Below are 25,704 nucleotides of genomic sequence, written 5' to 3' on the forward strand. Positions count from 1 at the left end.
CGTTACTCGGAGATGCTGCAGTAAGCCATTACATTAGGCCTTGAGTAGATTGAAATGCGCTGCGTCCTTGAGATAGGCTGATGGAGTGCAACCTTGGACTCTTTTAAAATATTGATTAAATGAAGATTTGGAATGGAAGCCGGCCTGAAATGCCAATGAGAGAATATTAATACTTTCGCCTTTCTTTCTGCACTTATCCATCAGCATCACCACCTCCTTAATCCTATATTCATTGATATACTGATAAAAAGACTTTTCTTTGTATTGATTTAATGTTTCTGAAAGGTGATGGCGCGATACATCCGCTTTTGCGGCCAGACTTTCCAATGTCAGATCGGGATCCAAAAAAACTTTATGATTGGACATCAAATACTCTACCTTAGCCAAAATACCGGCGTAGTCCAAGCTGCTATTCTTTTCATTTTCTTCCACAGGAAAAGAGTGCTGTTTTTTACTTTCGACGAGGATCAGTTCTTCCTCTTCATTGACAGATAGCTGTTCCTTAGGTTTTTCCGGCTGATAAACATGGACATAGAGGAAAGAGCTTATTTTTACATAAATAATCGAGATACAGATAATCGCCAATATCGAATAGATAAAGACGCGAAGCCACAAATGGATAAAAGAAAAATAAGCAGTAATATCGAACAGCTGAGTCCAAATCGTGATGATAAGAAATGCAAGACCTATTAGTAAGAGCAAAAACGCAGCTAACCTAACCATACCTTTTTCCAATTTCCAGAACACCGATATCGACTTTATCTGAGCCAAAATCTTTAAAGGATAAGCAATATATAATACCGTATAAGCATAACCTGACATTGAATTGTATTTTTTTATAAATGGTGGTAGCTCCCCAGCATTGTTAATTACATAAGCAGCAATCCAAAAATAACCAATTGAAGCACATATCGACGGAAGCATAGCCAGGAGAATATCAATGGGTTTCCCGCGATGTTCGAGATAGCGCATATAACACCATAGTAACCCTGGATAAGCTAAAGCAATAAATGTATTAAACTGTTGGTGGATTTTTGAATGGGGCCAAAAAACATTCAGAGCAAAACTGATTGCCAAATGCAAAAATATGGAGGCTAATAAATAAGAAAGAATATTATCATGCTGTCCATTATTTTTTTTATTCTTTAATAAAACACCCAATGCCAATAAAGCCTGGGTGGCCCCTACAATAATAATATAATTCACGTCCTTAATCTGACTAAGCTGTTTCGCGAAGTTAAGAATCAGGTATTATCAAATTGTTAAATATGCTATCCACTCCCTATTCAGTATTTGACATAATAAAGAATTAAGCAAGTTTACACCTATCGCGCAAATATTTCCTTAGCCAGATGATGACTGTCCTCCTATCCTGTACATTATATTTCGCCATGGCTTCTTCAAGCCACAACTCGCCATTAACAATTGCGTTGATCACATCCGTCTTCACTTCTTTTGTAAATCGGGGTCTAACTTTATTATTTTCGTTCATTAAATTGGTTTTTATAACTGGCTATTCAGAAAGCTCATATTGCGTTAAGGTCAGTTGAAGATTGAAAACTTCAAGGTTTCCATAAATTTCAAACACAAAGAACTAACACAATCTCGCTTTTTTAATTAACGATATAGGAACATAACAGGTCACTATGATTATAAAAAGCAACCTGTAAAACAGGTCGCTTTTATCGCTATTTAAACGAAATCCAAAATTCTAATTAAATAGCTCATTAATCATCATAAGAACGCGATGTTAATTTCTTACACAACGCACATTTTTCATCTGTGTCTCGATCAAGTCTATGCCAATGACAGATATGTTAAGTAGATTTGCTGTCAGATCCGCACTATTGTTCCCGAAGATTCCTTTTTCACCGTGGTAATACCACGCACCCAAACCAAGTAGTCCTCCAATTTTAATACCCGAGGAACCGGTCCAGATTTCTGCGCGAGTTCCGAAATTGCCCAGGTTGATCTGTACAAGACCATTCACCACAGCGAAAGAGGTACTGCCCCCATTGAAGTTGAAGTGAAGTTTGTTATTTGGATATGGTGCGGCTGTTCCACTTGCGTTATATTCAAAATAACCTCTACCGTTACTTGTGCCGTATGTCGGACTCTGACCACCGATTCCCAAAAAGCCGGTCAGCTTCCGAAAATCACTTTCACTAGCTTGGCGCCACACACCTTTAGGGTACACTTCGTTACAAGGATCACTATTGACGCCAAATCGATCAGGCACTAGCCCTTTGAATGAAAAGTAAGTATTTCTGGCATTTGAATGTGCATAGGTATGGTGAAAACGATATGGATTATGCCCTGCCTGATAGTAAATATTCTGTCTCGCCCATCTTACTCCGTCCACAGTTAAAGGTGATTCTAACAAATTGACCAATAGACGATGGCTGTTTCCTAATACCGGTGTAATATTGAAAGTAAAATTCGCTGGAGTCGATGAGAATTGGCGCGTTGAATTATCATCTATTTTCAATGCCAAATTTGAGACATTTACTTTTATCCCACCAGATACCGCTGCAGGGTCTGCAGTATACACATAAGCGATTTTTGCATCTTGGTAAGATGGGTCAATATCCGCAAAACTTGAAAAGGCTATTTCTTGATCAGCAGAAATTAGGTTAGAAAGTGTACCGTTACCAACATCAATTGTGGCAGTTTTTATTCCTGCGATCTCTACCTTAGCGCCGGTCATATTAGCGAACATCCCCATCGAGTTCAGTTCTACCGCCAAACGGGCAAATTTATGTTTAAATAAAATGTTGATCGGAACATTTAAATTTGCTCCTCCCGTGGGCACAGCAACCTCACCCGTTGCATACAACACATCTTTTCCAGCTGGAAGCGCAATCGTTGTATTGCCCGTATTGATGTTAGGGATATCTTCACCATTATTGTAAGATAAAGCTACCCATTTGTAGGTTTGGCCCTGCGTCACATCAATTGCTCCTTGGCTCCCTGTTGTAAATTGCGTAGAAGATACCAGTTGGCTGCCGTCTTGTGAAAACAAGAATAAACGATAAGTAATGCCATTGTCCATCGCGGCGGCACGTGCCCCATGTGCAGATGTTGCTGCAGCCTTAGTGGTAAACTGGGCCGCCTTAAATGGAACATTATTATCAATTTCAATCAATGCATCAAATTCTGGAAACTCCAATAGTTTTGGACCATTCAAACTGGTCGAATTTGTACTAGCTTTACCTTTGACAGATGCTGTCTGCTGCGTCTCATCTATACCCGATACTTTGAGAACCAGCTTCGTTCCATCCAGTTTTGTTCCTTCTTCAGTCTGATCAATACGACCATCTTCCTTAGAACATCCAGAGAATGTAACCGTACTTCCCAACAATAGGGCAATAGATGTAACGGTCCAACTTAAACGCTTTAAACGTGATATTTTCATAAAATTGTTAATTTAAATAAATAGATGTTAGTTTATAAATCGCCGTTACCTTCGCCTCCAGAACCATTTCCCCAATCGCCAACACCAGGATTTGGAGTTCCTGTACCGCCCGAACCGGCAGCAATCCCTTGTTCCAGCTCAATTGTTTGCACCTCCATAGTAGGCGCTTCGTAGATTTTCTTTTCTTTTTTCATTTTTTTAAAATTTGGTTTAATTACATCTATACTTAATTGAATTAAGCCTAAAAATGACCTAAACAACATTACCAATAATATTTACGCAAACTTATATATGAAAAAGAAAAATATTTAAAAACAAAGATTACATTTTGACCACAAACATGACTACAATTTGACCACACAAAACATAAAAACCTAACAACCAAACAGATAACAACAACAAAACTCGATGTGACTCGACACAAACCAAGTCCAAAACAATAAAATAAAACCCTAAAAAACAGATAAATAAACAGAAAAGGAAAAATACAGAAACATAAAATCAAACAAATTAACCCAAACAAACAACATGTTAGCTCTAGCGGAAAGCAATAAAAAAATGTACTCTAAAAAATGGGGGGCTACGTATCATCTTGGTCTAAACCAGACTTTGTAAATAGGCCTCGAGATCCACTTCTTTTTCTAATTTCAACTTTTGCTTTATTCGATACTTCGTCACACGAACACTTTTGGGTTCAATATGAAATGCAGTCGCAATATCAAGTGTACTGTGCTGGAGGTACATATATGCGCAATGCTTTAATTCGAGTGCAGTGATCTTGTTTTCAGACAACAGTCTTAGTTTTAGAAAAAAATCAGGGTTGATGGCTTGAAATTCGCGAATAGGTTGTCCCGTCACTTCATCAAATCGCAGTTCATCTTTTATCATCCGTTCAAATACCCCCGCATTTTCATTGCCTTCTGTTTCTACAAGTACGACCTTCAAATGATCAAGTAGTTTATTTTTACGTTCGATCTGTAATGCATCAAATAGAGCTGCCTTTTGCATCTGTTCATTCTGTGATTGTAGTACTTGTATTTGAGAAAGCAATTTCATCCGATCATCTTTTTGATAGTCGAGTTCACCATTCAGACGGTTTTCTAAATCTTCATTCCGCATTCTTAGTTTTATACATTCATCTGTCTGCGCTTTATGTTTTATTCTGAAGAAAAAACTTAACGTAAGAATCATAAGAAATAGGATGACACTCATACTTCCCCAAAATATACTATGATATTGTCGATGTTTAAGATCTCTCTCAATTGTGTTCAACACTTCAACAATTTCCGTTCCCTGTCCATTTTGACTTAATTGAATATCCTTAGTCCCGCTCCCTAACAATCCTTTCGTTCTCCATTGATAAGTCACATGCAATAACGGCGTAACATATGCTTTACCTAAATATGTTCTTTCCAACGAATAAAAGAGCTTTTTTTTCATCTTTATGGCATATACTGGAATATATCCAGACCTTGTAATATCTCTAGAAATTTTTTGATTAAAAAATAAACCCTTTACCATGATAAGACCTTTCATTATTAAGTTTCTTGATTTCAAATAAGATTCGCATAAACAGCTTTTGATCCATGTAAACGACCGATAAATGGTGTACAACAACAAATTGAGCATGTGTATCGTGTTACTTTTCGGTAGGCACCTTTCATTGGCGGTTGATTTATGGCTGAAATCTTTCTCTAACAAATAAGCCAAAAATTCAAAACTTAATCAAGGGTTAAAAGGCTTCAATTTGACCACAAAAACATACCAGAACGACAACAAATCGACTACAACATGCTACAAATTCGTAACTCAGAATATAAAACAATCAATTGCAACATAACACGCGCTGTACAAGAACATCGTTAATTAAAATATTTTCGGTCCTTACTTCAATAGCACTCTCCCATTTTCTCAAAATTTCGAAGACAGAAATAATGCCATAACCAATCACTCTTGTAGCTAAACAACTACAACTATATCCCCTAAAATCATTCGACTAGAGCTCGTACCTGTTCCTGTCATATTGCGTCTATTATCAGGATGTTGTTTTCATTCTTGATAGCGTGAGGATTAGTAAAAATAGTGTGATTCAAAAGCTTTTTTAGCAAAAAGAAATAGTAAATCAGAAGAAATAGTCGTGAACTAGCTCTATTTTTTTTACGGTAATTAAATTTATCATTCTGCTAGCAGGTGTCTCAAAAAAATTAAAACCGAAACAGAACGACAATGATTTACTATTTTTAAAGTAATAAGCACAAAAAAAATTAACAATCTGATAGGGATATGGATAAAATCACGAAAAAAGAAATTGCAGAAGCAGAGAACCAACTTTTCTTGGCACAGCTAGCCAGTAATGTAGATGGTCTTGATCTCCTCCTATATGACGACCTTGTTGCTGTAGCACCTGATGGTCAAATGTTAACCAAAGAAATGGATCTAAATGCACACCGATCAAAAGCTATGATTATTGAAAATGCTTCAACAGAAATTGATGAGATCAGAATAATTGGGGATACCGCGCTTTCCGTTACTACGATGACGGCAAAAGGCAAGGTAATGGGAACACCATTAGAAGGAAAATTTAGATATTTTAGGGTATGGAAACGCATTGACAACACGCTAAAAGTCATTGGTGCCAGTTTTATGCAATTGCCTTAATAAGGGAACGGAAAACTGAAAATTCGGTTTTTTAATTTTGTCGTTGTAAATTTATATAGATGGGTATGATAAATAATAAATTTAGGATTATATGCAATGCAAAAATGAAAAAATATACTTTTTTTCTGGCTTGTATTTTACTTTGCTTTTTTATTTCTTGTCGAAATATTGGCAAACCTGTTGATAAACAAAAATCCGGTTCTTACTTCATCGATTCAAAAGGGCAGATAGCTTATTGTCAGAATGGAAATTGGTTTAGTTTGGGCATTTCACAAATGCAGGCTGATACAAAGTCATTTGAGGTTTTGTCAGAAGATATAGCTAAAGACAAAAATGCGGTATATTTTCGTGGCACGACTCAAAAACTTGTGGACAAGAATTCCTTTTACGTCGATAATCAGATTCCAAAAGATCGTTTTCATGTCTATTATATCGATCAGGCCCTAGGCTTTAATATCATCCAAGGAGCAGATCCAAAAACATATGAGCTCGTAAAGGACCATATAAACTGGGCACGCGACAAGGACCATTACTTCTACAGTAATGACATGATAAAGGCAGATCGGAAAACCTTTTCGTTCGTCAATGACTATTTTTTAATGGATAAAGATTCAGTTTATGTCTCTCCGAATATAGGTGCCTTTAAAGCAGTTGTTGCTAACTCCGGAAACATTGAAGCCATAAACAAATATTACATGAGAATTGGCAATACTATTTATTACCCACCATTTCAGCAGGGATCAGATGTCATAACGAGGTCTTTTAAGACCATTGATAAAATTCGTGTACTTGATCATGATCATATTAGTGTTGACAACAAAACGATCCTATTCAGGGGGAAAAGCTTCAGATATGAACAGGTAGATGCTCCTTCCTTTGCGTTATTCCCGATTGATGAAAAGAATGATGTGTACGGAAGCAACTCCTATTCAAAAGACAAGAATAATGTGTACTATAATCAGGAAATAATTCCGGGTGCCGATATTAAAACGTTTATACCTTTAGGTCACGATTTCGGAAAAGATGCAAAAAATGTCTTTTATCAAAAACAGCTGCTTGAAGGAGTAGATGCAAATAGTTTTAAGAAGGACGGTGATTTTTATAAAGACAATCGAGGCAATAAATTCAGCGGCCTTACAGGAAATAAAATCTAATCAGCTTTCTTTTGACAGCTAAACCTACTTTTTGTATTCAAAAAAAGCTTGTCCAGAGGAATTTATCGATTGAAATTTCCAACTCGCAAACTATTTTAATACAGCTAGTCAGATTTTAGGCGTAATACATCAAACATTAGTTGATATTCAGGTGTCTCGAGATTATACTTTTTAGATTCACGAATAACGTAAGCTGTCAAAGATGCCAACTCTGTTTTCGGTCGTTTATTAAGATAATCCGTATGCATGGATGAAGTCGCATCGTAAGGCATTTGTTCCATTTTGTCCAAGGTCCTATGTACAATATGATCAGCAATAACAATTCCTTTTTCCTGAGCTAATGTTGTAACCTCCTGAATAAGTTTAATAACCGCATCTTTCTTCTTTGGATCTTCCATTATCTGACCAATAGAACAATCAAAATAAGAAGTAGCTGTGGCCATAGCGGAAATAAAAATAAATTTGTCCCATATTATTTTCTCAATTTCATCGGAATAATTCACATGGATATCAGCCTGTTGCACAAGATGATATAACCTATCCAGTCTTTCATCATGTTCTCCATTCAATCCGAAACTCATTGTACCCCATTTTCCTGTCACTTCAATTACTCCGGCAGCCTTTAACCGGGACACAATATAGGCGCAACCATCCACAACCAAATTATTCGGATAATATCTGTTGATACGTTCTTTGCTGTCCACTCCATTCTGTAAGGGTATGAATACTGTATCTGCGCTCACACACGGTCCTAATAAGGCCATAGTATCTTCTAGATCATAAGATTTAGTACAAAGAAAAATGTAATCCATTTTTGTGAAGTTTTCAGCCTCACTGGAAGCCTTATAGGGCTTCGCTGTAAAACTTCCCTTTTCTAATAACAGCTTTAAACCATGTTGGTTAATCTCCTCAAGATGGTTACCTCGCGCCAAAAAATTGACATGAATATCAGTGTTTTCATACTTGCGCGCTAACATACCGCCAAAATATCCGCCCACTCCCCCCAGGCCCACAATTAATATATGCTGTTCCATTAGTTTTTTTATTTCGTATTCCTTATCTGTATTCAACCTTAAAATAAATCTAAAGTGAATATAAAGGAACTTTTGACAACACACAACTTATCAATGTCAGGCGGAGATCAATTATTCAGGAACAACTTTTCTTTTACCATTACTTACAAATTTGTTAGTAACACACAAATAGCTGCTTTACATCCAGAAGCAAGTATTTGCCTTTACATTTGCTCGTATAATTAATCATGTACAACAAGTTTTTATTTATGAAAAAATACGCATACATCGGAGCTTTGGGTTTTCTCGCAGTAATCACAACCGAGTTTGGCATTATTGGCATCTTGCCCCAAATAGCCGATCATTATCATATCAGTATCGACAAAGCAGGTTATTTATTAAGTGCTTTTGCCTTGATCATCGCCTTAACTGGGCCATTTATGACATTGTTGGCTTCGGGATTCGACCGCAAGAAAGTCATGTTAACTGCCATCGCTATTTTCTTAGTCACGGCGATTGTCTCTTCATTATCTCCTCCTTTTTGGTTATTACTTACTGTAAGAATTCTTCCTGCCTTTCTCCAACCTGTCTATATTGCGACAGCATTGTCTGTCGCCATTTTAAAAGGGGGGAAGAAAAATGAAAATGAACTTATGAGCATTGTTTTTAGCGGTGTTGCAATTGCTATGGTGACAACAGTCCCCTTCGCCACCTACATTGCCAGTCTCTACTCCTGGACATATTCTTTCACGATACAGGCTATTGTCAGTATTATAGCACTGCTGGCAATCTATTTTGCCATTCCTCCTTTGCCCATAAAAGAAAAAAAATCCTACGGCAGTCAGATGAAAATATTAACCAAACCCATTTTTATGGTCAGTACCGCAATGAATTTCTTTATGGTATCAGCTTGGTTTTCTACCTATAGTTACTTCGCCGAATATTTAAACAAAGCAAAGAATATGGACAGCACCATGGTTAGTTATATGCTATTTGTATTTGGTATTATTGGAGTCATCGCAAACTGGGTGGCAGGGAAAATGCTCAACCGAAATATTACGTTTACCACAGCATTCTTCTTATCGGGTACACTTATTATTCCTTTATTACTGTATTTTTCAGATGGCAATATGTTCGCTACGGTCTGTACGATTGCCTTATGGGGATTTCTTTATTCTCCTAGCTTCTTAAACGCATCTACCTATATGATTTCTTCCGCTCCCGAGGCGCTAGAATTTGCCAATAGTCTAGCGACTTCATTTGGCAATCTCGGGGTAACTTTGGGAACTACCATAGGTGGCTGGATTATCGTTTCGAAAGGTATAGAATTTTCGCCCTGGCTTACGATGGCTTTTGGTTTTCTCGCCTTTCTGATGATCGCCCTACGACAGTTTTTAGAAAAACGTGGCACAACAAATCAAATCACCGCGGTACAGTGTACACAGCAATAATATATTTTGCCGGTATTATAAATAGCCAATGCACGACAATTTAGATCTAGTTAGCTTGGATAATCATTCCAGCGCGAACTAGATCTAACGCTTTCTCCTTAAAGACCATCGATAAGATACCAACTCAGAATAATACCTATGACAAAAATTAATACGGCCACAATTGTTATGCTATTTGAAGTTTGAGTAAAGTTTTCTTCTTCGATTTGTTTGTTCGTTTTACGATATTTAAAGAAAGCGACAATAACCGTCAATGCACCAATGACCACAATGGAAACGCCAACAGCACCAGAATGTTCATGCTGGGAGCCTGCAACTACATCTTTTTTTAAAATGAGCTCAATCTGACGAATAAATAGTGAAAACTTAACAACCACAAAACCGAATCCCATAATCCCTAGGCTTGTCCGGATCCAAGCAAGGAAAGTTCGTTCATTAGCAAGATGGTCATTTACCTTTTGTGGAGCATTTTTAGACATTCGAAATAATTTTGATCAACAACTAAGTTAAAAGAATTATAAAATCCATTCCTTGGCCCTTAAACAACGTTTTACAGCTGTGACTATGCTTTAGCTCATTTCGTTCACAGGTTAGTCAATTTTTTAAGGTTAAGAAGTCATTTTGTTTGTTCTTCATTAAACGCTGCAAAACGTTGAAAAGTTTGAAAAATATTTTAATGTTTCTTCTTTCAGATCTTTTTTATTAATGGAATACCGAACCCTGCAGATGAGGAAGGAATAAGTTTCCCATCTTTGACGAGATATCCCGACAAATCCACATCATCAGATGTACTTGTAACCCCTTCAATGGTTACGGTATTTCCGAGCCCTCCGGCTAAATGCGCTGTATAGTAGCTCTTGAGAAGCGATCCCCAGGCATGTGGAGATGCTTGTGCTCCGAGTTGTATTAACTTTGGCATTAAGTTCCTCCAATTCGTAAATCCAAGGCCTTCAATATCCGTAAGGTGAACATCCAGCAGTTTCTTTTCAAATAAGGTTCTCAGCAAGTTCTGATCAGGATCTGCTTCGCCATCCGCCAGCAAAGTATTTATGCCTTCCGATTTTAAAAAGCCGCTAAGCTTTTGATAATCCATCACCGTTTCATGAAAAGGTTCTTCTATCCAAAAGAGATTTACCATTGGGATACCTTTTAAATACTGAATAAATTGGTCTGATGTAAAACCGTTATTTCCATCAACTAAAATTCTGCAGTCAGGAAATGCGTCTGCCACTGCTTTTGTAACCTCAATATCCCGTTGAAGTCCTTTGGAAAAAGGCATCCATTTATGCCCCCTTCCAATTTTTAACTTAAATTGCCTGTACCCCACTCCATAATCATATTGGCATTCCTCAAGAATACGGTCAATTCCTGATGGCCTATCCGCTGGTTCTAAGTCATCGAAATAGATCATACCACTATAATAATCTGTTATGATCGGATCTTTTCGACCAAGTATTTCATAAACAGGTTTATTTAAAATGACTCCTGCGAGATCATGAAGAGCCATATCAAAGGGAATATGTGTCTGCAGCAGTGTACCGACTTTGGGAGAAAAAAGATCTGACATTTTCTTGCCTATCAATTCTCCCGAAATTTTTTCAGCTTCACGTCTTGAGCCACGGAGTGAGGCCCAGCCCATTGCTCCCTGATCTGTCCTTATAACACATATTTCCACATCAGGTCCATAACCATGTAGGTCGAGACGGGCATTTTTCCCCACAAGCCTCGGATAATTCATCTTTACGGTAAAAAATCTGATATCTTTTATCTTGTGATAGGACAGGACCTTGTTTCCTGGTTCAGCATCAGAGGAAAATAAAATTTCATTTGCGTAACCTTTATACAACGTAGCTGAGGCAATGCCAAAATTCAGCGCCTGAATAAATGTTCTTCTTTTCATAGTTGATTTATTTCGATTATCCGAAACCGTCAGGAAAGACTTGTTTCTAGTTTTTTCCTTTACACAGCGTAGGCATAACTAGCCATCTAACCAAAGCTTTATAATTAGTTTATAAATATCCATATGAAAGATACTGCATACGCGTTTGTATTTATTGACAAGCCGTATCAATTGCTGTACAATTTGTATCATTTTTTTTTATAAATGTCTCTGTTGTGTACAATTACCGTATGACTATCTTTACTGCTTCGAGCAGCCTTATTACCTCATACCAATACCGCAGAAAAAAATTGCATATAAATACCTATGTCTTAAATTTTCCTTTATTTTGTATATATGCGCATATTGGTAACAGGATCTTCGGGAAAATTAGGAAGTGTAACAGTTCGGAATCTACGTCGGGCTGGACACGATGTTACGGGAGTTGATTTATTAGAAAGCGATACCACTGATCATTTTTTAGATGTACAGCGAACTGAGGCAGTTATTGAATTCACAAGTGGTTATGAAGCCATTATCCATACTGCAGCGCTGCATGGTAGACATATGGATTTGAATTATAACCGGCAAAGTTTTATAGATACCAATATAACAGGAACATTAAATCTGTTAAATGCCTGTGTAAAGAACGGAATAAAGCGTTTTCTTTTTACCTCTACAACCTCCATATATGGCAATGCACTTGTTGATGCGGAAAAAGCGGTGTGGGTTACAGAGGATCTCATAGCCCAACCCCGTGATATTTATGATATTACCAAACAGGCTTGTGAAGAGCTCTGTAGAGATTTTTTCGAAAAAGAACAGCTAATGACCAGCGTCTATCGTGTTGGCCGATTTCTTCCAGAACCCGATAACCTTATGCTAAATCATCGTTTGTATCGGGGATTAGATGAAAGAGATGGAGCTGAGGCTCTTCGACTAGGTGTTGAGACCAACTTTACGTCGTTTCAGATTTTTAATGTTTCTAGCGGTTCGCCTTTTGAAATTGAGGATTTAATTGAACTAAAATCTAACCCTTCCCATATCATCGCTAAGCGTATCCCAAATGCCGTTGAAATATACCGACAGAGAGACTGGAGTTTTCCAACATCGATAGATAGAGTGTACCGAAGTGATAAAGCAATGCAATTACTTGGTTACACTCCGCAGTTCACTTTCGAATTTCTTCTCAATCAACTTCCATAAAACAGCAAGACGGCACTTTAGTTATTGATCTACTCCAATAAAAACGTCTTCATTTTATTTATTGCTTGCAAGGAAATAGCTAAATCTTTGTTGAGCACGATTTGTCCACTTGATTTTTCCCGAATAATCAAATTAGCATATTGTGTTCTAAATAATGAAAAAAGTGGCCTTTCCTTTAGCGGTAGATACTTTTCAACAATAGAAACTGCGTAACTATCGAAAACATATTCTTTTTTTCCAATGCTTATCCGGTCACTGAATAGCGTACAGCGGTTTTGCCGATAGGTGGAAACAAGTAAGGCGGGTAAAAGAACAAATCCAAAGAGAGCGAAGGCCCCAAAAGAAATAACCGTACTTGTACCTGAGATAATTCCCAAAAGATTATAGAGTGATCCGAAAATAATAAAGGGCGCCAAGACACCATAAAAAATGAGTGTCCGCTGTGATAGATTGATTTTCATACTAATGATAAAAGATTGATTTAATACACCAAAATAGTTAAAAGCCAAGGAATCTCCCACATAATATAATTATCGCTTTGATCTCCTTAATATTCGTCCACTATCAATAAATAAGGGTAATACTTTTGCCATATTTAGTCGGCTGTTTTTCTATCGTCAGATTCTTGTCGGAGCTTACAAAGCATTTGAAACAAGTCTCAAAAAACAACAAAATCTATATAAGATTTCCAAATTTCCCAGTATAGATTAGGATAAGGGTAATCATATCGAATAGCGCATGTGAAATGATTGAAACCCAAAGATTATTATTCCCTTTTTTATATAAAATACTCCAGTACAATCCTCCCAAACAAGCAGCAATAACAGCAAATATATCTTGCTGCAGATGATAGAGGCCGAAAAGAATACTGGTTATCACGATAGGCAACCAATGTCCCATTCCTTTAAACAATCTTTTTTCGAGTATATTCTGGATATAGCCCCGAAACACAACTTCCTCATAAAATCCACCAATAATCCAAGCTGCAAAAATTGTCATGATCAATCTTTCTATACTACTCCTGATAAAATTATACTCCGTATAATCCGGAACATTAAATAGATGTTTGATAACTGGAATATATATTATCTGCATAAATATTACCCAGGCTAATGCAGAGAGAATTCCTAAAAGAATAGCACGCGAAGAAAGGTTTTTCTTATCTAATCCCAAATCCCTCAATGTCCTGCCTTTTCTTCTTAAAACAAGAAAAATTGCTAGAAAACAAATGACTGCATAAGAATAAAAAGGTAATGGCACAGCATGCGGAAATACGACAAGAAATAGGATGAACCCGATATCCTGAATTATTGAAAATGCTTTCCTTTTCATTGGTTCAGTTATGAAGTGCGTATTATTTCAAAAATTTAAGCAACTGTAACACCAAAGAAGTGTCCTATTAACGCTGTCACTCCCATTGCTATCGTCCCCCAGAAACATATTCTGCCTACTGCAACTCCGATACTCGAGCCTCCAGTCTTGGCCGCAATCGCTCCAAGAACCATTAAAAAAATAATCGTAAAACCATACTGCAGATAGACCATCTGCTTAATTGGTGCAAGCAATGAAACCATAAATGGAAGTAGCGCTCCTAACGCAAATGAGCCCAGAGATGCCAGTGCAGCTTGTAGAGGTTTAGCTTGTGTAATCTCATTGATACCCAATTCGTCATGTGCATGGGCGCCCAATGCATCATGTGCAGTTAGTTCACGTGCAACCTGTAAGGCGGTTTCTTGACTGACGCCTCTTCTTTCATAAACTTTGGCTAATTCCTGTAGCTCGATTTCAGGCATTTCTTCAAGTTCCTTTTTCTCACGTAGGAGATCGGCCTTTTCGGTATCTTCCTGTGAGCTTACGGAAACATATTCTCCTGCTGCCATAGACATTGCTCCCGCAATCATACCCGCTAACGCTGTCAAGACAATGGTATTGCGTTCAGGGCTTGCCGCTGCAACTCCAATCACAATACTCGTCGTCGATAATAAGCCATCGTTGGCACCTAGCACAGCAGCGCGAAGCCACCCAACCCGGTTGACATAGTGTTTTTCTAATGGATGGTGCATATCAGTATGTGTTTGTGAAAGATACTTAAATTTAGCAATTATATTTATTTAAAGCCACACTGATATCACTGTAAGTCAACAACCTATCAAATTACCTACAGTGCCATCCTGATTTTTTTCAATTGTGGTTATCCCTTTTAACCATTACCTTTCAACATTTCGCAAACTTTATTCTACTCAGGAGCTTAAAGAGAAGGTGTAAAGAATCTTGCTTCTTTAAAATTTATAATTATATCCTAGTCTCAGCACCTGCGTTTCGTAATAATCATGGCTTGTATAATTAAAACCAATACCATCTATTTTTCGCTTAATAACCATCGTATTTAATAAATCCGTAGCATTAAAGAAAAGCTCGCCTTTTCCTTTTTGAACGGATTTTTTTAGTCCTGCATCTATTGAAAACCTCGATTGGATTTTTCCCTGCGGTATAATATCCGGTGCCAAATAGATTGCTGTAATCTGCCCATCCCATCCTTTTGCAAAACGAAACATATTGTTAAACTTCAAGTTACCTGAAAGTGCAGTCTGCCTATCTGCTGAAAAAGTATTGGGTTCGGGATAAAGATTTTCTACTGTAAAGGCATTGATTTGGTTTCGATAGAGATTACCATTAATATTAAAGGAGTAAATTGAAGATACTTTTTGATTCAAGATTGTTTCAATCCCCGTATTGAAGCTCTTTCCTGCATTTTGGAATACAGCATAAATTAATTTACTGTCCGGAAGAGTACTCGATATCCGTGTAATAGTTCCATCAGCGAAACGGTGATACATTGCGGCGTAAAAGTAACCCTTGCTCCAGGTGTTCTTATATCCCAGTTCGACAGAATTGGTGAACTGAGGACGCAAGCCTGGATTTCCAACCTTGATAATTTCAGCATCATCATACTTTGGAAAAATACGAATGTCAACTTCATTAGGTCGGTCCACTCGCCGATTATAAAAAGCCGAAAGCTTGTTATTGTCGTTAAGTTTGTAGGCCAATCTCACATTGGGAAAGGGTTGCGTATAATTGTACCCATCGCTTTTATAGGTGTTATGATTTGGATTTACATCATATTGAATTTTCACATATTCTAGACGCAAGCCTAATTCAGCCTCCCATTTTTCATTTTCGAAAACATAATTCCCATACACTGCTTGTATTAATTCCTTGTAATTTGCCCAGCCGCCAGCATCCATATCAAGAACAGAGTTGGCGCCCGGTTTAAACTCCATATTAGTTGGAATATTCCGGTTTCTCACCTTTATTCCGGTTTCAATACGTCCATATTTCAGCGGTTTGATATAATCTACATTAACATCATAAACCTGTTCGTCAGATAGCAGCTTAAAAGAGTCTGTTCCTTTCGAAGAAGGTAGATAATTGTCATAGAAGTACTTTTCGTCTTCTCGATGAAATGTATAATTAAAACCAACATTGAGCAAATGCCCGGCATCTTTAAATTTGTGCTGATAAGAAGTGGTCGCCATGGCTGTTGTCTTCAATTCATCTTCCAAAAATTGCCAAAGACGCAAGCGTGTTGAAATATCAGCATTGAAAAAAGGTTGATCGCCCCGGTCAATAATCTTCTCACTACCATACATCCCCGAAATAGTCAGATTATTCTGCTCGTCAATATGCCAATCTATCCCCGCTTTCGTCGTTAGAAAATTCGTATTCCGATTTCGTTTCAGCTGTGAGTTAATTATTGTACCATCTTCATATTTACGAGTTACAAATTCATTCTTGTTCAGTGTCTGTGTATAGAGATTATCGGCCTGTATGAAAATGTTGACCTTATCTTTTCTGTAATTTAATGATACACTGGGATTGATTTTAGGTGTTAAAGTATATTGTGGTCTTATGGTTGGTAGATTTTCCTTCCGTATCCATAATGAACCCAATCCGGAACTGAAACCTACTTTACCATTAAATCCATTTTGATTACTTTTCTTCATAATGATATTAATAATACCTGCATTTCCGTTGGCATCATACTTCGAAGAAGGATTATTGATGATCTCTATTTTATCTATCGCTGATGACGGAAGATTATCCAACCCAGATTGGCTACCAAAACCTGTCAAGGCGGTTTGTTTTCCATCGATAAGCACGGTGACTTTGTCATTGCCTCTCAGTTGAACTTTGCCATCCTGAACCGTAATTCCGGGCAAATTTTGCATCGTCTGCAAAACAGAACCGCCGGTCTGACTTATATTATCGGCAACGGAATAGATTTTCTTATCCAGTTTATTACTTACATGACCTGCCTGAGCAGTCACGGTAACCCCTTCTAATGCGATGGAACGCTCCTCCAACTCGATCGTTGGGATATCCAAAAACTCCGAAAGACTACCAACAAACAGGGATTGCTTCTTATCCTCAAACCCTGTAAATGAAATGTTTAATTGGTAATTTCCTGGCTTAATTTTGGAAATGGTAAACCGGCCTTCATCGTTTGTCATCGTTCCGGCGATAAAAGCGTCGTCTTTATCAGATTTGACCACAACATTAACGTATTGAATAGCCAATTTATCCGTCTTATTTTTTATAATACCTGAAAGGCTAACAGACGATACCTGTGCAGAAACAACCGAAGAAAATATGACTAAAATAAAAATAAAAAATAACCGTAATTGAACCATAATCTAATCCCTAACCTCCTTTAGAAATTTACCCTTATCATCAAAAATTAAGTCCCTACCATCGACTTCAGCCTCATAGCTAACATTATTTCTAGCATCAGTAATTTTAGCTGCTTCTTTGATATTTTTATGTGGATAGTTTTTGATTACATAAGCTTTAGCGTCTGCAGGAAGCTCTCCGGCAGGAATTCCAACCTCGGTTTCAATAATATCTCCTGCGGCATTTATAAGGACGGAATAATTAATTTTCCCATCCTTAAATCCAGCTTCATAATTTCCCTTTTCTTTTTCCCATTTAACCGACTTTACATTAGGGTATTTCTGTTGAAACGCCAGCCTAATTACTGATGGAACTTTCTTTTCTGAGACTTCTTGAGCTTTGGCCAATGATACGCTTACCATCAGGGCCAAAATAAAAATTAATCTTTTCATGTTCTTTTTATTAATGATTCCATAAAATTCAAAAACAATTTAGAAGAAATTTAGAACTCAATACCAACCAGGACAATGGAAATTGTGGAGCTAATGAATAGCTATCATCTTCGGAGATTACTCGGTGCTTGTTCGGTGCTTGTTCGGAACTTCTTCGGTGCTTCTTCGGTTGGAAGCGAATAAATAGCGATTAAGTTCCGAGGAAAAAACGTCGATTGTATGAGTGAATATCGAAAACTATATAAGATTAAACTTACCGCGTATGGGATTCGCTTTCCTTACAGTATTTTATTTTTCCAAATAGCCTGATACATCTTAAGGATATGTTAAACTTTTCGTATTAACACTTTTTAACGATGTTAAATGGTAGCTTTAGCAAATATTATAATTTACATCAACCACAAATGCCCTTTTTAGACCATGTTCTGCAAGTTCCTACCTACGGATGGAAAGACAACGATGGAAACCTCGTAAAGCCAAGCAAAAAAGAAATTTTCAGCGAATTCTTCAAACGCCTCAATATTTTTAAAGATAAAAGAAATTGGTTACCCTTTTTTAGCTGGCTAAAAGTAGCTTGCCTCATCCCCTTTTTTATCATCTTTTTGGTGTATCACTTCAGTTGGTGGACTGTCTTGGCAGCATTTGTCTACAGTATGATCGTTATGGGGACTCATGGTACGATATGGCACCATCGATTTGCAACACACGGCGCATTTAAATTCCGGAACGGATTCTGGCGTTTTTTCACACAGAATCTGACTATTAATGTAATTCCAGAAGAAATATATGTGATTTCACATCATGTTCATCACGCAAAATCTGACACCCCTGGTGACCCTTATAATGCACAAGCTGGCTTTCTATACTGTTTTTTAGCCGATGTAAATCATCAGCCTATTGCTAAGGACCTTACGGAAAATTCATATAACCGTGTCAAATTACTGATGCGACACACTGGTGTAACCGCCAATAGTTATGCACAATATCGAAAATGGGGGTCGTACGTAAATCCTTCTCATGCTATCGGATCCTGGATACTAAACTGGGCTTTTTGGTATGCCATTTTCTATTTGATCGGTGGCCACGCACTTGCCTGTACACTCTTTGGTGCGGCCGGTTTCTGGGCAATCGGTGTACGGACATTCAACTATGAAGGCCATGCAAAAGGTGAAGACAAGCAACGTGAAGGTATTGATTTCAATGAGAAAGACAAATCGATAAATCAGTTATGGCCCGGCATTGTAGCAGGTGAATGGCACAACAACCATCATTTATATCCTAAGAGTGCGCGGAGTGGTTTTAAACCTTATCAGATTGATCTCGCTTGGTGTTATATCAAAATGATGCATAAACTCGGCGCAGTCAGTAGTTATCGTGATGACAAGAAAAGATTTGACGAACAATATCGTATCCCCTACCTAAAATCTAAGGAATAATCAATCTCTCTTATTATAATTTTAACCTGTTACCGGCTTCAGCTATATAGCACAGGAACAACTAAGTCAACGTAGCGCGATATTAGATTACCGCATTTTATTTGGAACAAGTCTAAATAGAGTGTATATTTGGGTGCTTTGAAAACCTCCGTACGTAAAATAGAGATCAACAAACAACAATTTGAAGAGTTCTTTCAACTGTATTGGAAGAGAATGTTTTCATTTGCGCTTAAAAGTGTAGAAAATGAAGATGATGCAAAAGAAATTGTTCAAGATGTCTTCAAATCTCTGTGGGAAAGAAGATATCAGCTAGAACTTCAGGATGCGGAGCGTTATCTATTGCGTTCGGTTAAATTAAAATCACTAGAATTTCTTCGGAATAAAGGAAATAAAGAGAGACATCATGAGCTGATCTTAAATAGCAAAGCAGCATCTTACGAAGACAATTATATTTATTACAAAGAACTCAAAAATCACTTGGATCAAGCTGTTGATTCTTTGCCCAAACAATGCAAAAATGTCTATAAACTGAGTCGCGACGAAGGGTTAACTAACAAAGAGATTGCAACAAATCTACTTATTTCAGAGCGAGCAGTTGAATATCATATCAGTAAAGCATTGTCAGTTATCAAAATAAGACTCAAAAAGTATTGCAATATCAATATTGCGAGATTCCTATTAATTACTTTTTTGTACTTTTGAATATACGTGGATTATCAAAAGATGGAAATCAACCAAGAAATACTTAAAAAATATGCTTCAGGTGAATGCTCTGAAGCTGAAAAGCATGCGGTTGAAAAATGGTTGGATAATAATTCATGGGATAGTATTGCGGAAAATAACCATGTCGATGAACTAGTTGGATCTGACATGTGGAATAAAATTAATGCCGATGTATATCAATATAGAAAATTCCATTGGGCCAAAATTACTGCCGCCGCCGCAGTTCTTGTAATCGGTTTTTCTGTTTTCTATCTATCTCCCCCTGCTCTGGATAATCATACCTTTACCAATACATCGATTGAGAATAGCAGGCTCTTTACCGAAGATCATTATGATTTACAGTTAAGTAAAAATAGCACGGCCAATATTGATCTGGTTAATAAAAAACTAACCTTCAGCGGAGACTTTATGATCACGCCCAAACGGGACTTTGAGCTTGTGGATAGTAACCATAATATTCTTGTATTTAAGGCTGGGCGAGAATACTTTGTTTCTGATTCTCCGGATTTTGGTAAAATCGTTGCTTTTCAAAAAAGCGATTTGGCATTCCTCCCGTCCAATATGCAGATTAAAATTAGAGAACAATTTCAAAGCATTTAATAGACAAACATGAAGCGATTAGTATTGTTGTCTTTCCTTGCAACTTTTATTTTTTCCTGTCAACAAATTTCCAAAAAAAACATAGATCCTGATTTTGTTTTTTGCTTGTTTAACAAAGATGAAAGCCCAACCAGTTTGTTTTTCTCCGAAAGTTTGGAGGACACCCGACAACCTACGCTACAAATTCCTTTGTCCAGCTCACGAATTCAGGAACGGGAATATATCTATAAAAATGGCTTCTTTTATCGGTTGTCAAGCCAAACCAGTGTATTTACGAAACACCGATTACAGGGGGCGTCCTTAGTCCTTATTGACAGTATACAATTAAAAAATCGCGACTTTGAAACCATCACCTGGAAAGATGACAACAATTTAATTGCGCTATGCCGAGAGGATCTTATTGCAAAAAAAGCCCAGGCCCGACTCTATCAGATTAATGTTGCAGAGATGAAAATTATTAAGGAAGATACCATCACACTTCCCTTTGCAACAAAAGAATATAACGCACTACACCTCGGACTTGTTGATATTGAAAACAATAACCTTTGGCTGGCCTATTCCTTCTTCAAATCACACGGGAAATATGGACATACCACATCTGATACGACCTATTACGCCACAATAAATTATCCTAGCTTTACACTGCAACAAATTCAGAAAGAAACTCGTTCGACCTATCCCGGTGGCTTCAACATCATACAATCCTATAGTTTTAAAGACGAATTAGGGGACTATTATTTTATGACCAATCCTGGCATAGCGCTGGGCAATAATTTAAAGCTTCCAACAGCAATTTTTAGAAAGAAGAAAGGGCAGCAGCTCGTCGATCAGCACTTTATGATCAATGTTTCCAAGTCAATTGGTAATCATGCTTATGGAATCTGGTATGTGGGCAACGGAAAGGCGATTGTTCGCAATGAACAGAAGAATTTATACACCGATTTTTCCAATTATCACGCAGTTTATCAGTTCGAATATAGACTGGTGGATTTAAAATCTGGTTCCATCGAAAGAATTCCGCTCCCATTGGATAAAGGTACCCAAAAAGAGAATGTCTGGAGCGACAAAAAGGATGTTTATATAGCGATAGATGATGCAAATGATGAGCATCGTGTATGGAAGTATAATTTGCAGACAAAAGAAATCTCCAAGGGGATCCAACTCCCCAATAGTACAAACTTTATTGTACGTATGGATTATTTGAAAAAATAATCTATAGTTTCTTCAAAAAAAACAAAGCTCATAATCAACTATTTGCATATTTTTTAAAAAAATAGCTGAAATCAACATTCGGTAAGCGATCGGTATAGGCAACCTTCTTGTATATACTTAATCTAAATAAAAATGTTGAAGTCAACATCTACTTTTGTACTCTTATTAATTTTTACCGTATTTACACAGGCCCAGACCTCCCGAAAGAACGTTATTTCAGGTTTTGTCAAAGATAATTTTGGAAGACCAATCCCAGGTGCAACAATACTTCTAAAAGATCAGGTCAATGGTACATCATCCGATGTAGACGGATATTATAAACTACATACGAATATCCCAAACAAGGCCATCATACGTGTCACTGCGGTGGGATATAACTACGAAGAGCGACCTCTAAACGGCAAAAATATTCAGGACTTTCAACTTATCGAGGATCGCAATTATATCGACGAGGTAACCGTAACAGCACATAGGAAAACCGAAAATGAACAAAAAGTCGCCGAAATAAAACGATCGGGCTTTAATGTCAGTGTCATTGACATGAATAAACATGCCAACGAAGCTGCCAATTTAACACAGGTTTTAAAGCGTGCCACAGGAGTCACTATTCGTGAAGACGGTGGATTGGGCTCCAACTTTGTATTCCGTATCAACGGGCTCGATGCAAAGATCTACATTGATGGTGTTCCCATGGAAAACTTTGGGTCATCGATGTCTTTAAATAATATTCCTGTCAATCTGATTGATCGCGTCGAAGTTTATAAAGGTGTTGTTCCTGCTTTTTTGGGTTCCGATGCGCTCGGAGGTGCTGTCAATATTATTACAAAGCGGCGAGCAAGACCTTATCTGGATCTGAGTTATTCCTACGGCTCATTCAATACACATCAGGCGGCCGTCGTGGGTACATTTACCAATCCCAAAAACAAACTATCCTTCCGGATGAATGCATTTTACAATCATTCCGACAATGATTATAACATGTATACCAACGAAAAGTACAACGTTATTTTAGAGAAAACTGTCGATAATAGATATGTCACTGTTCCTAAAGTCAAACGCTTTAACGATGCCTATACATCCGCTATGGGACAACTTGAAGTGGGTTACAGAGATGTGTCCTGGGCGGACCAATTTTATATCGGCCTAACCTATTCTCAAAACCACAAAGAAAACCAGCTCGGAGCTAACATCAATAAGGTTTATGGCGGGGCATGGTCGGAGAGCAAATACCTGATGCCAACTTTAAACTACAAAAAGAGCAATTTTCTGGTCAAACGCCTATATGCAGATTTATTCAGCAGTTATAGTTACGATACGAGGTACGTAAGAGATACAGCCTTATACAATTATGACTGGTCGGGAAGCTGGATTTCAAATCAGATTGGCTCAAGCCCGAATCCCCAAAAAGATACAAAGTATAATTTATCAAATTACCTAGCGCGCGTAAATCTAAACTATGACTTTGATGAAGCACGCAATCAAAGTTTAAATTTCAATTACAATTTTAACACCAACAATCAAAAAGAATACGATCTAATCGGCAACTATGACAGATCTGGATTGCCCTCCTATCTAGGGAAACATATTCTTGGCCTGTCGTGGCAAAACCAATGGTTTGACAAGCGCCTATCAAATGTTTTAGCAGTAAAATATTATCGATTAGATGCATCCAAAGATATTGAAGTAGTCAGTTCCGACAATAACACCAATTCAATCAGTAGACAGATCATTCATCAGCAGAAAAAAGGGAATTACTATAGCATGAGCATTGCTTCACGGTATAGAATAATCAAAGATGGTGGTTGGAAACTATCTTATGAAAGGGCATATAATCTACCGACAATGACTGGCCTTTTTGGGGATGGACAAAATATCACACCGAATTGGGAATTAAAACCCGAACGTAGCGATAATATCAACACGGGGTTTTACTACAATACATTTATCAACGACAATCATTTTTTCAATGTCGATGTCTCTGGATTCTACCGATTTGCAGATAACTATATAAATACACGCGCAGTTACACAGAATGGGAACGCCAATTTTCAATATTATAATGTTCCCGGCGTAAAGCTCTATGGCTTCGAAGCTGAAATCAAATATGGATTTAAAGACCTTTTAGCCGTCACCCTCAATGGCTCTTATGATAAAGCTATTGATAATGCAAAATACACGGATGACTCCGGTAACAATCAGATCAGCGTGAATTACGGAAATCAACTTCCTAATCGCCCTTGGATCTATGGAAACGCTGATATAAGCCTGATCCAGAATAACTGGTTTCAGCAAGGAAGCAGAGTGCAACTCTCCTACTTATATCAATACACGCACTGGTTTTATCTGACAGAATCATACTTGGGATCACTTGAATCCAAAGATCTTATCCCTTCCCAAAATATCCATTCTGCGGTACTTAGTTACGCTTGGGACCGCAACAAATACAATATATCCTTTGAGGCTAGAAATCTAACAGATGAACGAGCATACGACAATTTTCGACTGCAACGACCTGGACGTGCATTCTACGTCAAGCTGAGATTATCCATTATGTAAAAAACAAATAAATATATATTTTTATGAAAATCAATAAATTCGCCATCGCAATATTTGCTGCGACTGTGTTATTTTCTTCCTGCAAGAAATCACCTGACACCACTTCACCTGATGAAACTACGCCGACTTCAAACAGCTTATATAGTGTATGGGTAACGACCGCAGCGGGTTCATCTTACCTGCTCACTGCAGATAATTTGATGAAAGATACCCTACTCACTCCGAACAACAATCAAGGAATCGATATTACCTCCCACCTACCAGCAGCATTCTATGCTATTTACGCTTATGCCTATGAGGGTAAATATTACCTGTCAAATGATGGAACAAGATTTAGTCAATTTGAAGTAGTCAATAGTAAATCTTGGAAAGAAACGAACAATTACGCTTTCCCTGGAAATTTCTATCTGGGAAAAGTCCTAAAAGATATTAGCACAAAAGATGAAATGGTCATGACTAAAACAGCTGGTACGACCAATAAAGTGAAAAATGTACTGGAACAACCGATTTATTTTATGAACATCAACAATATGACAATCAATAAAACAATTGGTATAGAAATTCCAATGATCACTTTTAATCCCAAAACTCCGGAAGGAAAAGATCATAATCCATATATCGTACCGACGAGCTTCACACAAAGAGGCGACAAATTATTTGTCGGACACAAATACAGAAGCAATGAAACTCGTAAAGATATCATAGACACGGCCTACATGTATGTGTGTGATTATCCGAGTTTAGCGAATGGGAAAATTATAAAAGATGGCAGAGGAGGCTTTGCTGCGGGACACTGGGAAGTACAGACACTTACTTTTACAGATGATAACAATGATTTATATATCGTAACCAAAAAGACTGATGCTGCTACCTATGGTTTATTGCGTATCAAGGCAGGCCAGACTACGTTCGATCCAGATTACTTCTTCGACTTGAAAGGCTATAACGTTTTCAGCAACAACATTTCACAAGTTCAAAAACTAGGCGATGGCAAGGTTTACATCAGTCCATTTGTGGTCGATCCAGCAAATAAAAAGATTGTTGCAGATCTTCGGATTTTAGTTGGTGGTGGAGAATCTAAAACAACGATGAACTTTATGGAAAATGGCAAATTGTACGATGTATTCAAGACAGATGAGTCTAAATGGTATGTGTATGAATACGATCCAGCAAAAAATTCGGTAAAACGCGGTGCCGAGATCGATCCGGGAATTACACAAGTTTATCACTTGAATAAGCTTAAATAAAACACCTCTAAGTTAAAGAAATACCTATTCG

General features: G+C 37.5%; 23 protein-coding genes. 10 read left to right on the forward strand and 13 right to left on the reverse strand.

What is annotated here, in order from left to right:
• Window positions 1-33: 33 nt before the first annotated feature.
• The 5 genes from M2419_RS04995 to M2419_RS05015 all read right to left on the reverse strand — a co-directional run bounded on the left by M2419_RS04995 (window position 34) and on the right by M2419_RS05015 (window position 4,855).
• Complete coding sequence (locus M2419_RS04995) at window positions 34-1,206, reverse strand: AraC family transcriptional regulator (RefSeq protein ID WP_259254408.1); 1,173 nt, start codon at window positions 1,204-1,206, stop codon at window positions 34-36.
• 103 nt (window positions 1,207-1,309) lie between these two features.
• Window positions 1,310-1,492, reverse strand: coding sequence for a hypothetical protein (locus M2419_RS05000; protein ID WP_120336403.1), 183 nt, complete (start codon window positions 1,490-1,492; stop codon window positions 1,310-1,312).
• A gap of 258 nt (window positions 1,493-1,750) precedes the next feature.
• Window positions 1,751-3,415, reverse strand: a complete 1,665-nt coding sequence (locus M2419_RS05005; RefSeq protein ID WP_259254409.1) for a fimbrillin family protein — start codon at window positions 3,413-3,415, stop codon at window positions 1,751-1,753.
• 32 nt (window positions 3,416-3,447) lie between these two features.
• The gene (locus tag M2419_RS05010) at window positions 3,448-3,678 is read right to left on the reverse strand and encodes a hypothetical protein (RefSeq protein WP_259254410.1); all 231 of its coding nucleotides are present in this window, start codon (window positions 3,676-3,678) and stop codon (window positions 3,448-3,450) included.
• 334 nt (window positions 3,679-4,012) lie between these two features.
• Entirely contained in the window at window positions 4,013-4,855 is an 843-nt protein-coding gene (locus M2419_RS05015; protein ID WP_159728223.1) for a hypothetical protein, read from the reverse strand.
• Between the two features lie 843 nt (window positions 4,856-5,698).
• Between M2419_RS05015 and M2419_RS05020 the strand changes: the two genes are divergently transcribed.
• Window positions 5,699-6,073, forward strand: coding sequence for a nuclear transport factor 2 family protein (locus M2419_RS05020; protein ID WP_182330941.1), 375 nt, complete (start codon window positions 5,699-5,701; stop codon window positions 6,071-6,073).
• 104 nt (window positions 6,074-6,177) lie between these two features.
• The gene (locus tag M2419_RS05025; protein WP_182330940.1) at window positions 6,178-7,227 is read left to right on the forward strand and encodes a DKNYY domain-containing protein; all 1,050 of its coding nucleotides are present in this window, start codon (window positions 6,178-6,180) and stop codon (window positions 7,225-7,227) included.
• Between the two features lie 104 nt (window positions 7,228-7,331).
• Here M2419_RS05025 and M2419_RS05030 read toward each other — a convergent pair whose 3' ends face one another.
• Window positions 7,332-8,261 carry a ketopantoate reductase family protein gene (locus tag M2419_RS05030; RefSeq protein ID WP_182330939.1) on the reverse strand — a complete coding sequence of 310 codons (930 nt, stop codon included), beginning with the start codon at window positions 8,259-8,261 and terminating at the stop codon, window positions 7,332-7,334.
• A 248-nt stretch (window positions 8,262-8,509) separates the two neighbouring features.
• Here M2419_RS05030 and M2419_RS05035 point away from each other — a divergent pair, with 248 nt between their 5' ends.
• Window positions 8,510-9,691: an MFS transporter gene (locus tag M2419_RS05035; RefSeq protein WP_159728232.1), complete on the forward strand. Its 1,182-nt coding sequence runs from the start codon at window positions 8,510-8,512 to the stop codon at window positions 9,689-9,691.
• A gap of 98 nt (window positions 9,692-9,789) precedes the next feature.
• Here M2419_RS05035 and M2419_RS05040 read toward each other — a convergent pair whose 3' ends face one another.
• Window positions 9,790-10,170, reverse strand: a complete 381-nt coding sequence (locus M2419_RS05040; protein WP_153846473.1) for a YidH family protein — start codon at window positions 10,168-10,170, stop codon at window positions 9,790-9,792.
• 209 nt (window positions 10,171-10,379) lie between these two features.
• Window positions 10,380-11,591, reverse strand: coding sequence for an enolase C-terminal domain-like protein (locus tag M2419_RS05045; protein WP_159728234.1), 1,212 nt, complete (start codon window positions 11,589-11,591; stop codon window positions 10,380-10,382).
• A gap of 336 nt (window positions 11,592-11,927) precedes the next feature.
• Between M2419_RS05045 and M2419_RS05050 the strand changes: the two genes are divergently transcribed.
• A complete protein-coding gene (locus tag M2419_RS05050; RefSeq protein ID WP_259254411.1) occupies window positions 11,928-12,776 on the forward strand; it encodes an NAD(P)-dependent oxidoreductase in 849 nt (282 codons plus the stop codon).
• A 29-nt stretch (window positions 12,777-12,805) separates the two neighbouring features.
• On the opposite strand, the gene M2419_RS05055 is transcribed toward M2419_RS05050, so the two are convergent.
• The 5 genes from M2419_RS05055 to M2419_RS05075 form a co-directional block, all read right to left on the reverse strand.
• The gene (locus M2419_RS05055) at window positions 12,806-13,237 is read right to left on the reverse strand and encodes a hypothetical protein (RefSeq protein WP_259254412.1); all 432 of its coding nucleotides are present in this window, start codon (window positions 13,235-13,237) and stop codon (window positions 12,806-12,808) included.
• 214 nt (window positions 13,238-13,451) lie between these two features.
• Complete coding sequence (locus M2419_RS05060) at window positions 13,452-14,108, reverse strand: CPBP family intramembrane glutamic endopeptidase (RefSeq protein WP_153846477.1); 657 nt, start codon at window positions 14,106-14,108, stop codon at window positions 13,452-13,454.
• Between the two features lie 35 nt (window positions 14,109-14,143).
• Window positions 14,144-14,839, reverse strand: a complete 696-nt coding sequence (locus M2419_RS05065; RefSeq protein ID WP_153846478.1) for a VIT family protein — start codon at window positions 14,837-14,839, stop codon at window positions 14,144-14,146.
• A 216-nt stretch (window positions 14,840-15,055) separates the two neighbouring features.
• The gene (locus M2419_RS05070; RefSeq protein ID WP_259254416.1) at window positions 15,056-17,467 is read right to left on the reverse strand and encodes an outer membrane beta-barrel family protein; all 2,412 of its coding nucleotides are present in this window, start codon (window positions 17,465-17,467) and stop codon (window positions 15,056-15,058) included.
• 3 nt (window positions 17,468-17,470) lie between these two features.
• Complete coding sequence (locus tag M2419_RS05075) at window positions 17,471-17,899, reverse strand: PepSY-like domain-containing protein (protein WP_153846480.1); 429 nt, start codon at window positions 17,897-17,899, stop codon at window positions 17,471-17,473.
• Between the two features lie 356 nt (window positions 17,900-18,255).
• Between M2419_RS05075 and M2419_RS05080 the strand changes: the two genes are divergently transcribed.
• The 6 genes from M2419_RS05080 to M2419_RS05105 all read left to right on the forward strand — a co-directional run bounded on the left by M2419_RS05080 (window position 18,256) and on the right by M2419_RS05105 (window position 25,673).
• Window positions 18,256-19,335 (forward strand): fatty acid desaturase, encoded by a 1,080-nt coding sequence (locus tag M2419_RS05080; RefSeq protein WP_227550209.1) that lies wholly within the window; start codon window positions 18,256-18,258, stop codon window positions 19,333-19,335.
• 138 nt (window positions 19,336-19,473) lie between these two features.
• The gene (locus tag M2419_RS05085; RefSeq protein WP_228280135.1) at window positions 19,474-20,037 is read left to right on the forward strand and encodes an RNA polymerase sigma-70 factor; all 564 of its coding nucleotides are present in this window, start codon (window positions 19,474-19,476) and stop codon (window positions 20,035-20,037) included.
• A 21-nt stretch (window positions 20,038-20,058) separates the two neighbouring features.
• Window positions 20,059-20,658, forward strand: a complete 600-nt coding sequence (locus M2419_RS05090; RefSeq protein WP_153846481.1) for a hypothetical protein — start codon at window positions 20,059-20,061, stop codon at window positions 20,656-20,658.
• 9 nt (window positions 20,659-20,667) lie between these two features.
• On the forward strand, window positions 20,668-21,870 hold the full coding sequence (locus tag M2419_RS05095) for a hypothetical protein (RefSeq protein WP_153846482.1): 1,203 nt from the start codon (window positions 20,668-20,670) through the stop codon (window positions 21,868-21,870).
• Window positions 21,871-22,002: 132 nt separating this feature from the next.
• The gene (locus M2419_RS05100; protein WP_259254418.1) at window positions 22,003-24,426 is read left to right on the forward strand and encodes a TonB-dependent receptor; all 2,424 of its coding nucleotides are present in this window, start codon (window positions 22,003-22,005) and stop codon (window positions 24,424-24,426) included.
• A gap of 23 nt (window positions 24,427-24,449) precedes the next feature.
• Complete coding sequence (locus M2419_RS05105) at window positions 24,450-25,673, forward strand: DUF4374 domain-containing protein (RefSeq protein WP_153846484.1); 1,224 nt, start codon at window positions 24,450-24,452, stop codon at window positions 25,671-25,673.
• Window positions 25,674-25,704 lie beyond the last annotated feature (31 nt).

The sequence above is a fragment of the Sphingobacterium sp. BIGb0116 genome, assembly GCF_024808035.1.
Taxonomy (GTDB): Bacteria; Bacteroidota; Bacteroidia; order Sphingobacteriales; family Sphingobacteriaceae; genus Sphingobacterium; species Sphingobacterium paramultivorum.